5 protein-coding genes are annotated in these 13,447 nt (G+C 48.1%); all 5 read right to left on the reverse strand.

What is annotated here, in order from left to right; genetic code table 11:
• Position 1 precedes the first annotated feature (1 nt).
• From IDJ77_RS05025 to IDJ77_RS05045, 5 genes are read right to left on the reverse strand one after another with little or no spacing between them, the layout of a single operon-like run.
• Entirely contained in the window at positions 2-5,134 is a 5,133-nt protein-coding gene (locus IDJ77_RS05025; protein WP_191187833.1) for an eCIS core domain-containing protein, read from the reverse strand.
• Between the two features lie 31 nt (positions 5,135-5,165).
• Positions 5,166-6,599, reverse strand: a complete 1,434-nt coding sequence (locus IDJ77_RS05030) for a contractile injection system tape measure protein (RefSeq protein WP_191187834.1) — start codon at positions 6,597-6,599, stop codon at positions 5,166-5,168.
• A 4-nt stretch (positions 6,600-6,603) separates the two neighbouring features.
• Positions 6,604-7,311 (reverse strand): PKD domain-containing protein, encoded by a 708-nt coding sequence (locus IDJ77_RS27920; RefSeq protein ID WP_317174306.1) that lies wholly within the window; start codon positions 7,309-7,311, stop codon positions 6,604-6,606.
• Positions 7,241-10,357 carry a hypothetical protein gene (locus IDJ77_RS27925; RefSeq protein ID WP_191187835.1) on the reverse strand — a complete coding sequence of 1,039 codons (3,117 nt, stop codon included), beginning with the start codon at positions 10,355-10,357 and terminating at the stop codon, positions 7,241-7,243. The genes IDJ77_RS27920 and IDJ77_RS27925 overlap by 71 nt, the downstream gene beginning before the upstream one ends.
• 20 nt (positions 10,358-10,377) lie before the next feature.
• A complete protein-coding gene (locus tag IDJ77_RS05045) occupies positions 10,378-13,434 on the reverse strand; it encodes a hypothetical protein (RefSeq protein ID WP_191187836.1) in 3,057 nt (1,018 codons plus the stop codon).
• Positions 13,435-13,447 lie beyond the last annotated feature (13 nt).

The following is a 13,447-nucleotide window of genomic DNA, read 5'->3' on the forward strand; positions in this document are numbered from 1 at the left end:
CTCATACTTCATAACTTGACAGGTTTGATGGCGCGATGGAATTGGTTATCGGCACGTTTGCAATTGCGGTGCCCCGGCTGCCATCGTCATTTAATTCATAAGCCTCGCAGTTCAGCGTAGCAGGCACATTCATTTCTGCCGAAACGATATCTGTTAGGGCAGCATGTTTACTTGCATCAATTGTCTTCAATTCATTTTCCATATTTCTGCTGGTACCCGCGCTGCCGCCCGGCGTAACTATATATTCTATCGTTTTTCCTGCATTTATTGCTGTAATTACTTTTGATTCAACGTCGCGTTCATGACTGCCGTTACCTTCGCGCGATAGCGGTGTAAGATTCCGGAAATCAGCGCCGCTACCACCCAGGAAACCATTTAACAAGTGCCCTTTTATATAGTAGGTGCCGCCGCCATTGCGCCTTTTATCCAGTTTACGGTATGCAGCATTACTTACCCTTGGCGGCCCGCCTGTAGGCGGCCTGTTATTTTTATTTAAATTTTTAATGGTCATCCCCAATCCAAAACCAGCCGGGTCAACTCCCGAGTAGTTCATCTCCAGGGGCCTTTGGGGCCCTCCAAATAAGTATGCTGTAGGTACGCTCAGGTTGATCACCAAACCATTTATCACATTTGATTTTGCGGTCCTGGCTTGTTCTTCGGGCACTGCTGCATCCAATGGCTGCCGTTTGGCAGTACGTATGCTGTCTAATATGGTAACCGCTTCGTTCTTTTTGGAGATTTTTTCGGGCGTGTTTAAAACCGCGTCGCCAAGCTGATTCAAAAACTCCTGGTAGCGCATCGGATTACGGCTGGCCACCCACATTTCTGCAGTATCTTCTTCGTTGCCAACAAAATACAGTTCATGATGTTCGCCGTTATTTGCTGTAAAATCTTTTCTAAAGCCCAGCCAGCCCATTACCGCGTTAACCGCAGAGCGCCCCATCGATACCAGCCTATCGAATATAGCAAAGCCGGTATCTACCGCCTTATTAACCAGCCAGGTTATGGCCTGGTCTACCAGTTCGCGGGCTTGCCCTATCAGTTGGCCTATACGGGCGCCAATACCATTTAAACCTACCTGATTAGCCAGGAAGCCGATGATGACCGGCACGGCCCTTGCCATGGTATTCTCTAAATAATTGGCCGCTGTAGCAATGTTTCCGTTGGCAATATCAACCACGCCTTCTACAAAGCTGTTTACTATCTCCAGCATCTCGCGCAGGTATTTAATGGCCGATTGGATAGCGCTATACAAGGCTATCGCACTATTAACCACCGCCATAATACCGGTAGGATCGAGCATGGAGAGCAGCTTGGTTATCATTTTATTTATGATCTGATCCATCACCCAGGTTTTAACCGCGTTGATAATGGTATCCCACAGGTTGGTTAGCTGCTCTTGTATCTTATCCCAAATGGCTGCCATACCACGTTCCTGCACATCTTTAATAAAGGTCCAGATGCCTTCGAGCGTATTTATCATGCTGCGGATGCGCGCCACCCGTTGGGGCCCTATACGGGGGTGTGCCGCCAGTTTCTCCCATATTTTTTCCATGGTGATATCCAGCACAGCGAGCACCCATGTTATGATCCCGCCTAAGGAAAGATCGGTCAGTTCCGGAGCACCCGCATCTTTAAGCTCACTCGTGAGCCACCCAACGAGCCCGCTTACCAGGTGCTGCACAATATGATCAAAGAACTGGATAAAGCCCTGTTTTATAGCCCGCAGCAGGTTCTTCAAAAAGCCTACCGGGTCCGCCTTTATCAGTTCGAACGCCTGCATAGCCTTCGCTATGATGTTGTTGATCAGAGCGAACGGAAAGTTCATCAGCGTTAGGATAGTTTCGATAACGATCATTACTATCTCGGCCACAAAGGCGATGAGCCTGCCAATTGGCTCGCCAAAGCGGTCGATAATACGCTGGAACGCCCCTATCGGATCGGCCAGGTCGTCCAGGCTGAATGAATTCCACAGGTCGATAAACAACTGCACAATGGATGCCGGTGTCATGTTCAGCTTTTCAACCGCCGCCGTAATCTTAGCTGTGGTGCGATCTATAGCGCCCGACTCCTTCAACTGATCGTACTGTGCATCGCCGCCATCCATCAGGCTCATAAAACCGCGGATAACGTTCTCCATTGTAAAAGGAACCAGTTCGTGCGTAAACGGATCCTCGCCAATAATAACTGTTACCAAACGGTAGCCGCGCACCGTGCTTGCCCAGGCGGCCAAACGGCGCATCAGTACCTCTTTAATAAATTCAAGTATCACCCTCGCGGCACGCTCAACAAATTCAAATACACGGGTAACCGGGGCTACAAACTGGTTGTATATGCGGTTAAAGGTATCAATAGGATGCATCAGCATTTCGATGCTGGCATCATCCCATATTGCCTTAAAGCCGGCCTTTATCTCGTCATAAGCGCCGCCAAATACTGCAATACCCTCGTCAATCCATCCTGCCACTTTTTGGAAGGTGCCCGTTTCCTGCATTTGCTTGCGCTGTTCGCGGCCTTCTTCGCCGCCCAGTTCAAGCAGGGCATCCAGTATGGTGGTACCGTTTTGTGGCACTACCTCATCGGTTACCGGATCGGTACCCAGCAGTACGCGCAGTAATGGGTAAGCCGGTGTTTGCTCGCGGATAAAGGTTACCAGCTGATCTATCAGGAAGCGTTTAACCGTTTCCAGCAATTCAGTACCGGCTTTTACAGCAAAATCAACTATACTTTGTACGGTGCTGTAAATGATGTTGCCGGCCTCTTCAAACAGTTCGCGCGGCGAACCCAGCCTTTCCAGCGTAATGCTTTCAATAAACTGGCTTACACGGGAAAGCACACTATCAACCAGGTTCTCTACGCCTGCTATTTGCCCGTCTATCCAATTTGCGGCATCATCCAATGCGCCCAATTCGGTCAGCTTTTCGTGCAGCAGCCTGCCGCCAGGCATAATATCAAAAGCAGCTTCTATAAACGTGTGCCCGTTGCGGTCAATTTCCTCACCGGTGATAGGATCCTCGCCCAGCACCACGCGTAAAGCACGGTAGCCCGGTATGGCCATTACAAAATCGCGGGCCTCGGCCAATAGCATCCGTTTACCCTCGGCAAGGGTATCGGCTACAAAGTTGGTTACAGTGGAGAATGCATCGTCGAACCATGAGCATTGTACACTGTTATGTTCTGCGCTTAACTGTACCGGCGGGCCGCGGTCATTCTCGGCTGTTTCTTCCTGTTTTTGTATAAACTGATCACTATTTAAAGAACTGGCAACACTTGCTGTGCTTATTGAAGCTGTTGCCCCGTTGCCACCGGTATTAGCTTTACTATTTGAAGCCGCGCCATCATTTACAGGCGATGAACCCGCTTTGCGTTGCAGGCTGTGCTCCATATTATTGGCGGATAAGGCCTCTTCAGGCGCTTCTTCCTCTTTGGCCTGTAATTTTTCGTCTTCAGTTTTGGTTTGCACCTGCGGAGTATGATGCAGATGGCCATCAGTGTTTATACTCCAGTCGCTCAGCTCGGGTTTCGCCTGTACATGTTCGCCTGCAGGCACCTCATGGTCTTCCTCCTGCCCGGTACCCGGCTCTGCTTTCCTGTTCACGTTGAACAGTTCTTTACGCAGTTCCTTTAATGTCTTAGGTTTTTCTTCAATCGCACCCTCACCGTTGCCAAGCGCGCCGGTTTTTAGTTTTATCGGGTCGAAAAATGCCGTCCAGTCTGACAGCGGATGATCCCGGGTTTGCACCTGCGCACCCAGGTTGTCTTCGCCGGATGTATTGCCGTTAACGGTAGTAACGGTGCTGCCGTCGGCCTTTTCAACAATAGCATAATGCGAGAAATTATCACGGTAAGCAATATCACCTGCTTTGGGAATATAGCCCGGCGGGTAAGCCGATTCCGGCGTAACCATACGGCCGCCCAGTTCCCATTTAGGCATAGGAACACCGCCCTTGTTAAGCGCCCAGAATACAAATATGCCGCACCAGCTTGGCATGGCATCGCGCATATCATTGGCCGGCCTTGGGTTGGCAACAGCCGGAACAGGGCCTTTTATCGTGCTCTTCTTTTTAATGTGATCTTCACCTACACCGCCCTCAACAGTTGGCTGCCCATTACGGATGATCTTATCTTCGCCAAAAGTTGTTTTAAAGTATTCCATCAGGCGTTCCCAGCCTTCGCGGTAACCATCGGGGCCTTCTTTATTGGCGTTTACTTTGCCTTCTTCCCCTTTTGCTTTGGCTACGGCATTTGTTAATTGAGGAACCGAACCCTCGGCACTGCGTTGTATAATGGGTTTGCGGGATACAGAAGTATTGGCGGCTGCGGGTTTGCTCGCCCCCTGTTGTATGGTGTGCGTTAGCTCGTGGGCAAGCAAATGCCCACCCGCAGCGGTATCAGGTGAGAACTTACCGCTGTTGAAATAAATATCGTTTCCATGCGTAAAGGCCTGGGCATTAATGCTCCTGCTCAGCGTTTGCGCCGTGCTGCCGGTATGGATACGCACCCCCTCGAAGCTGGAACTAAAGCGGCTTTCCATAAAACTACGGGTAGTTTCGGGCAAAGCGCTGCCACCTCCTTTGGAGCTCATTAAATTTTGTTCGAAAGATGTTCCGGCTGCCGGCGGCCCTCTGCCACTGAGTTGTATAATAGATGTACTGATATTTTGAAGTGGTTTGCGGCTGAGTATGCCATCGGGATAGTTATCGGCTTCCATGCTGGTTGCCGACTCAAAACCCGAGCCCTGCCTTTGTATGCAGGACATCAGCTTGGCCTGAACTACTTCCTCATGTTCTTCTTCCTTACATTGTACAGCACTTATTTGCGATGCTAATTTGGGTTGGATCGCTTGCTGTTCTTCATCCTCTTTTAGCTGCAAGCCCTCATCCCGTTGTGTGGGTGGCGCGGTTACCGGGTTGGGCATGCGCATAACGGTATCGGCCACATTGTCGGCCTCCTTTTCATAAGGGTCGTCTGGCTGGCTTACCGATAATTTGGGTTGTATGGCCGCGCCAAAAAATGCAGGGCTTTCATTCGTGCTAAAAAATGACTCATCCGCAGCTTTACGAAAGAACGTGCCGCCCGCCTGCTGTTGCCGCGATACAGATACATTCTTTGTTTTTTCTGCAGTTGAAAACATTTTTTAATCTCTTTTACCCTTTATGAAGCCATCATACCCAATCCACTTTTAGCAAATGTGGCATCCAGCTTAATTTTATCATCGAAATATTCCAAGGCATATGCGCTAACAGCACATCGTAAGGCTGGTTCTGTACCTTTAGCCGCCATTCGTTATCCGCGAAGCTCAATCGTCCTTCGCGCTGTAAAAATGAAGCGCGCAGCCCTTGTATCGATGTGTTTTTTAATACCTGCCAGTGTGCTATCACCGCAGTTAGCAATTCGTCAGCCTCATGTTTTTCGGCATCATTAAGCCGGTAGCTTTTCACAACTGCGCTTACCTCAAGCCCGCATAAAATTTTTGATAGTACGCACTCAAACTCAGCCAGCTCATCATGGCCGTAAACCAGATAGTTTAATAAGGCAACAGCCTTACCGGATGCAGTAAGCCGGCCTTTATCCGCCAGTTGCATCTGCTTAAAAAATTCAGCCAGATACGGCGCCACGATCACCAGGCCCGAGTTAGCTATATAAATATCCTCCGGCTTACCGGTATCATCAGTTGCGTTAATTTCCTTTTTTTGTTCGACTGCCTGATCTTCGGCCCTTTTCCCCTCATTACTTAAGGGCAATTCGGGCTTTATATCTTTAAATACCTCTTCGCGCGCTGCTAAATTTACCGCGCGTTTTTCTATAACCTGTTTTAACGGCATATTACCAATAGCTGCTTTGCTGATAGCAGAAATTACCGGCTGTGAAAGCCCGGATATTAATTCGGCAAGATGCGCAGCTATAGAAGCGTAAATATCATTCGCGGGTGCTTCTGCTTGTACGGACCTAAGCACAGCGTGCTTGTACGCTACACTGAAATCATCTGAAATGTAACTACCACCCAGTGCCTTATTAAAAGAACTTAAATCAGCCTTTAAAGCTTCGCTGCTTTTTGCGGTGATGGCTGCCACCAATTGCCAGAATTGCGGTGCGGTAAGTTCGGCTAAAAGCCGGTTTCTTACTGCATCTGCTTTAAGGGCTGTGGTTAATACATAGCTGTCTGAATTATTTATCTGCTTTGATAATAATTCGGTTAAATACTGCTGCCATTCCATGCGGTTTTTAACCGGGCTCCACCAGGGCAGGTGGCCCTTTTGCAGGTAAAACACCAACAGCTCTATTTGGCGCCGGGCAACAGTTGTAACCGGCTCACCCGGCGGTATAGCTACTTTTTGCCGTAATTGTTTGTCTATTTCGGCAACTACCTTTCCCTCAATATCTGCTAACGAGCCCACGCTGACATCAATATATAATTGGCCTATCTGTATGCTATCCCCGCCGGTATTGTAGCTATCCAGCAGCTTCTCTAACCGAGGTGCCAGGTTTTGCTTCCATAAAGCTTCCACGTCCTGCTGAAAAGTAAAGGCATTATCAGCACCGTTGGCTGTAACTTCCAACAGTTGCTTTTGAATGATATGCTTATCGGCTCCCTGCATGGTATCAGCTTAACGTTTCAACGTACTTCATGATCATCTCAAAGTACAGCGGTCTTTTTAATTTGTTAATGCGCCCAATTTCCTCCCTAAATGCAGCTATCAGTGCATTAACCCCAATTTGATATACCGTTGGCGACTGCTTAGCCAGTTTAGCTAAAATGTCCATTTGGCTTTGTATCAGCCCGAAAACGTCGCGCATATCTACGTTAGCTTTATCCAGGTCATCGGGCTTTTGTATACATTGAATATACATGGCCAGTTTTGCCAAAACACGGTATAAGGCCAACGCTATTTTCTTTAAATCGCCGACCTGTATCATCCTGAACAATTCGGTCAGCCATTCCAGCAAACGATCAGGTATTTTATTATCAACAAAGTATTGCAGCTGGTCGGCCACTGGCGTGGTTGCAATACTCTCCAATTCTTTAAATACCGTTTCTATATCGTTGTAAGCAGAAAAATTTATTTTAAAAGCGTCGAAGTGCTCGCCCTGCTGCAGATCGGCAAACTCGCCAATAATATCAGCCAGGGGCAAACAACTGCGCTCGGGCTGCTGTTTTACATCAACCGTTTGCGTTTTGGGGTTAGAAGTACACAGGCCGTTGGTTACTGTTAAAATTACCGTATAGGTACCTTCTTCCTCATAGGGATGCTGCGGATTTTCTTCGGTTGATGTATCGTCGTCGCCAAAGTCCCAGGCAAAGGTCGGCAAAATCAGAGGTATTGGTAAACCTTACTATGTTTGCTTTACTTCCGCTGGTAAAGGTGAACGAAGCCGTTGGGGTTTGAAATACCACCACTTGTGTTGATGCCGACTGGCCGTCTTTAGTGTAGGTAAGCGTAATGCTTTTTTGCTTATTACCCTGCATATCAACTGCTGACGGCGAAAAGCTGACCTTGCTGGTTGTTGCCTTTACACCCTCACCGGTTACTGTACCGCCTGCCGGTGTAACATCAATGGGATAAGATGTTTTGTCGATAGAGCAGTAATCTTTTTGCTTAACCTCAATAGTTAGCTTTTCATCGGGCTCCTTTTCGTTTCCCAATATGAAGTTTACGGGCGGGCAATCAGAGTAGCACAGGTAGGGCAGGTAAAAGTCGGCTATTACCGTACCATCTTCTATCTCGTTGATCAATGAGTCGAGCCCACTTCCTTCACTGGCCGCCATTACGCTTTCCAGGTATTGCAAGTGCCTGCTTCCGTTTATTTTATTGCCTGCTAATGATTTGCGCAACAATTGTTCGCTTTGCAAAGTTGCAGCTTCTTTTGCCTGTGCCACGGTTTGTTCCGCTTCGGCCTTAGTGGTTTTGGCTTCTCCCGTTTTAGGGGCTTCTTTTGCTGCGGGCCGGGCTGTTTTTACTGCATCCACTGCCTTAGCTAAAGGTGCGGCCTCTGCAAAAAACACAGGATTGGCTACAGCATCTCCTAATATGGCCCCCGTTGCCGGGTTTACCGGCGTGGTAGCATCGTTGTCTTCGGTTACCTGATGATATACCAGTATAAATGTACCACCAATGCTTACGCCGGCTTTATGCTGTATGCCGGGGTGCATTTGTAAAAAGTAGCCAAACTTTTGCAACATCATCACATACAGCCAGCGGCTAAGATATTCCTTGTAAAGCGCCTTAAACTGTGCCTGCTTGCAGGCAAATATCAGTGCATCCAAATGATCCAGCACATCTTCAGACATGGTGCCTGTTTCGTTACCCTGCCGCATGCTGTCCCGTATTTGCGTGGCTACCTTTACCATATCGGTATAGCGCAAGGTAAACTGGGCAATATCAAATTCGCTCAGATCGGAAGATATGGTTTCCGATAGTTTTTCGATATAATACAACAGCCCGAGGCCCAGTATAGCATTATTGCCGGCAGGAGCCCCCGCTACCGAGAAATTGCCTAACAGGCTACCCAGAAAAACGTTTGATGTTATATAAGGCTGATCTTTAACCCCGGCAAAAAACGTTTCAAACTCCTGGCCAAACGTACCCGCGGTATACCTGAAATTGGGGTCGCATTTTCTCAACAGGGTGGCTTGCGGTACGGTACTCGCCGGCGCAGGTAAATTATCGCTACCGGGCATGTCGTAAAAATATTTCATTTCCTTGCACAGCGAACAGGTAAGTTCGGCGGCCAGCGTATCGTATAATGATTCAAGATCCTGGAATTGGCATTGCGGGTACTCCTGCCCCCGCACTGTACCGCTCAATCCAGAAGCAGATGTTTTGCCTGATAAGCCCCTGATCTCGTTGCGCAGGGCGGCCACATCGGCGCTAAGCGCAATTACTTCGAATGGCAAGCGGTATTGCCTTTTTAGCTGTAATATATTGCGTAACGCACTGGTATATGATTTGCCCAGGTGCCCCTCTATGCGTAAAAAGTTATACGGCTCGATATCGTACAACAGCGGCGCGTAAACATCTTCATCTGCAGCGTTATATGTAGCGGCGTGGTACGAAAGATTTTTGTTGGCCTGCCCGGTTACCGAGCGCCGGAAGCTCCATTCCTCCAACAATTTATCGGGCCCATCAATTACCTTATAATAAAACGGAACAGACTTTTCTGATAACGGTATATCGCCGTATTTACTTGGGGTGATGCGGATATTTTCATCGGTCCCCTGCTTTTTGGTTGCGGCGCCGCCACCAATTTCCACAGGCGGCAGATAAAACTTTTGCAGCAGCAATACTATCTTTTTAAACAGCGAGCGTAAGCTTTTTACTAAAGCCGCATTGCCCTGTAATATAGGCGATGGTATAAAATAATGGCGATAATCGCTGGTAGCTTTGCCGGTATTGGGTATGGCCAGATCGAGGAATAAATGCCGCGGGAACAGGTTGCTGTCCGGGCAGCAAATGCTGATGAGTTCCGACCCGGTTTTCCGCAATTCTTCATAAGCTAGCAGTATGTCCGAAAACAGATCGTAATAATATTGCAGGTTAAGCAGTTGCTGGTTGTTGATGGTGCCATCGTGCAAAAACTTAAAATCGTTCACCAGATCGGCAAACGGATCACTGGCATACACATCAAGCAAAAGCGGCGTAAAGGTAGTATAAGCCTGGCTAAGCACGTTCTTTGCCTTATCAATAAAAGCAGCATCCAGTACTTTTTGATAAGCCTCAAATACGGCCGCGGTATCTTTTAGCGAAGTTGAAGTAACATCGTACCGGCGCATTTTTAGGCCCGGCAGTGCCTGCACATTTTGTGGCAGCACATTGCCCACGCCCATACTGTCGGCATCATCCTTATCAATAAGCAGCGGGCGAAACGTTACGGTAACATTAATGCCTTTATCATCGCAGGAATTTGGGTTGCAGTTTTTAGCGCCTTCTTCCAGTATCTCAACAAAAACAAGCACCACCTTATTAGCTAAGCCGGCAGCAGTAAGCGGTGTGGTGCCTTCCTCAACGGCGGCCTGCTTTAGTTCCAGTATCGGGAAACGCGGGTTTTTGCTGGCATCCACAAACCTATCGTATATCCGCTCCTGTACCGCGTTAAAGGGTTTGCTTTGGGTATAGGTTGTTTCGGGCACGGCCACGAGGTACCCTTCCGACGTTACGCCGCAGCCCTTTGTTATGGTTATCTGCGTACCCGTGGCATTGGTTTTTACCTCAAGGCCGCAAACTATACCAATCCCTATCAGGTTGGTTCTGGTTAGCCTTCCCTGTTCTTCGAGGTATCCAAACAACTGATTGAGATGCTCAGAAGTAAGTAATTGATCAGGTACAAATTCGGGATAGTTTACTTGTGTAGGCAGCATAACGGTACGTTTTACAAAATTTATACTATGGTTTGATTCAGGTAAACCCTGTTTTCGTCATTTCCATCGGCGCAGTCATGTAACGACGCTTTTGGATATACACTTTTTAGTTGCTTAAATTCATTTAACAGGGCCACCAGTTTCAGGTACAGCGCAACCGCATCGGGTTCTTGTTTTGCCAGTTCGGCAGACCAATCGCAATACAGCTGTTCAAAAACTTCGAGCTGCGTGGTACTCACCCAGCAAACTTTTAAGCCCAGATGTGCAGGCGTTTCCAGCCTGATGGTGTTTTCGGCAAAGCGGCGGAAGGCTATGCCCTCATTAGCCAGGCCTTCTTCCCCGTTCATTACAATAGTGAGGCGGAACGAATACGGATCTTCCTCCCCGCAAACTGAACAGTCGGGACTAAGGCAAATAGAGAGCAGGGGGTCGCCGTCCGGAAAATCTACCCCCGGTTTGTTGCGCGGCCTAAGCAGCAGGTGTTCAACAATAAATATCTTTTCGGCCGCTATCAGTTTCTTTGCAAAGGCCACAATCTCATCGCGAACAGCCATAGCTTCGGCCTCGGTTTCAAATACCTGCTTGCGGGTGGCTATGATTTCGCCCGCAGGATCCTTCAGGTTGATGACCCATTTCTTTACCTGCTGCACAGCGTACATAGCCGGATTGGCCATATACTTCAGCACTTCGCGAATTTCCGTAGCGGCTTTTGCCTGCGCGGCATCAAAATCCATATCGTAATACCGTGTGGTACCGCTCAGGTATAGCTTACCGTTTTCGTCCTTTAGGCGCCAGCGGCGTTCATACAGTTTATTGTCTATATCGCTTTCTTCATAATACTCAAAATGATTTTCGGCCTGTTTAAAGCCCAGCAAACGCTCTATGCGTTTTTTGAGGCCGGCTATATTCTCGTTACTGCATACAGGGGCCGGATCTTTGTAATTGTGCGCTCTTGCGCGGTTGCGGCTCATGAACGGAAGATCCTTCAGAAAACTGATCTTATCCTTTATCAATATTTCATCGGCCACCTGTTTACTGCCGGTGTACGAATACAGCATCAGTGCGTAATCGGCAAACTGCTCGGCAAAGCGCGCCATCTGGTGATCCAGGAAACGGTTGCGGCGATCGAGGAACGTGGTATTATTTTCGGCCAGTTTATCCAGTGTGGCTTGCGTAAGTACACTTCCATCAACCGTAGCGTATAGGCTTGATACATCGCTGATCTGTGTATCATCCAGCACGGTTGAGAAATATGAATGTGCTACAGCAGTATCCAGCGCAAACAAATCCTTTAAATGGCTGATCTGGCTCAGGTAGTTTACAAACGCCTGCTCAAAAAATAACAGGTACGCCTTTAGCTGCCTGGCCTGCGCCCTGCGCTGTTGTGTTGCATGCGGCGGCAACCCCTCGTACCCCACGCCATAAGTTAAAGGCAAGGAATTTTGTACCGGCTGGTAATCATTCAGCGGGTACCAATTGCCTTCGGGCACGCGCAAGTCATTTTCCAACACCGAATATTGGGGTTGTGAGTGGATGCCTTTTATTACCTGCAGGGTATCGGCCAGTTCGAACCTGTCGGGCAGAAATGGCAGGCCGTTTTTAAACACCAGGAATTTGGAGCCTTCGATATACAGGCGAGGCTGATGGTTGTAGGATACATTCATCGTCCACGACTGGCTTTCTATGCGGTTACCCTCTTCATCATATTTTACCAGCACCAGGTTGCGCACAGCTACCACACCCGGAATATCCATCAGCAGGTTAATAATATCTGATGTATGCAGCACTTTTTTCAACTGGGTTGAAGCCAGCTGGTCGTTATTGATAAAGCCGTTGTTCAAGGCAGGGCCATCAAAGATATCATCAACAGTTACGCCACTGTCCATCAGTTCTTTAAGTGCGTAAAACTTAATATCCGGACTAAAATACTGGCTGATAAGGTAGTAGGCCTGCGCCATTACTTTTTCAATATCCGCGTCGGGCGTAACATCCATATCGGCACAAATGGCAATATCTTCTACCTCTATGGCTTTTATAGTGCAATAATCCTCGCACAGGTTGCGGTGGCCATGCAATACAACTCTTGTTTCGGCTATAACCTGGTCGCCTTTTTTTATTTTATCAAGATATTTTACAATGATGCCCGAAGCCGAAGCATCCGCGATTGCGAATTTCAGGTCGGCCAATTGGATAGCTTTGCGCTCAGCATCGCTGCTAAACCAAACCGAGAACGGTACATCATCCAGTTGCAATACTTCGGTAAGGGTTTCATCGGCCGCATCAGGTAAAAACTCAATATCAAGGCTCGCAAAAATGGGACGGCGCAAGGCTCTGCCCAATTCGCTTTGCGGGATATCCAGATTATCGCCTTTGTTACCCGATATGAACCTTACAGTTACCCCGGTAACCTTACTTAAAGCATTGCGGAACGATTTGTATTTAGGCTTATCCGCTTCCACATCGTGCCAGGAGGGCAGCCGCATTTCTATAGTGGCTGTAGCGAAAACGGTAGTCATCGCATCGGTAGCAAAGCTGAAATTGTATTTTATTTTGCCACTGTTCAGGTCACCTATACCCTCCTCGTCCTCAAATTCTATCAGCACATCATACAGGCCTTTTATAATTATCTGGTGCTCGGTAGCGGGTGTATATTGCAGTATGCTTTTGGCACAACTGGCATACAGGTACATCTCATCGCAGGGGCATTCCTTGCAGAAGAGCCAGGCATTTTTAATACCATCAATATCTATCAGCAGCTTGCGGTAGTCGCGGGTTGTCCAAGGGTTAACGGTTAATATCTCGCGGGCGGTAAAAAAGCCCTGGCGGTTATAATCGGCTTTTTCGCCGGGTGCCGGTGCCAGCAGGTCCTTAATATCCAGCGATGTACGATACCCCAGATCGGTAATGGCGTAACAAAACAGTTCCAGCAGGGTAATACCCGGGTCGTGAATATTATAATCCGTCCAGAATTTATTGCCCAGGCCCTCAATATACTTCATACCCAGTTCGCGCAGAACGGCGTAATCCATGCTTTGAGGCAGCTGAGGGTTCTTTTGTATGGTTATATTTTCGGGCATAGTATGTTACCTT

The sequence above is a fragment of the Mucilaginibacter pankratovii genome (genome assembly GCF_014773265.1).
GTDB lineage: Bacteria > Bacteroidota > Bacteroidia > Sphingobacteriales > Sphingobacteriaceae > Mucilaginibacter > Mucilaginibacter pankratovii.

Bases quoted from the DNA above. Each gene is read 5' to 3' on its own strand.
- IDJ77_RS05025 (WP_191187833.1), bottom strand. From the start codon at position 5,134: ATGTTTTCAACTGCAGAAAAAACAAAGAATGTATCTGTATCGCGGCAA.
- IDJ77_RS05030 (WP_191187834.1), bottom strand. From the start codon at position 6,599: ATGCAGGGAGCCGATAAGCATATCATTCAAAAGCAACTGTTGGAAGTT.
- IDJ77_RS27925 (WP_191187835.1), bottom strand. From the start codon at position 10,357: ATGCTGCCTACACAAGTAAACTATCCCGAATTTGTACCTGATCAATTA.
- IDJ77_RS05045 (WP_191187836.1), bottom strand. From the start codon at position 13,434: ATGCCCGAAAATATAACCATACAAAAGAACCCTCAGCTGCCTCAAAGC.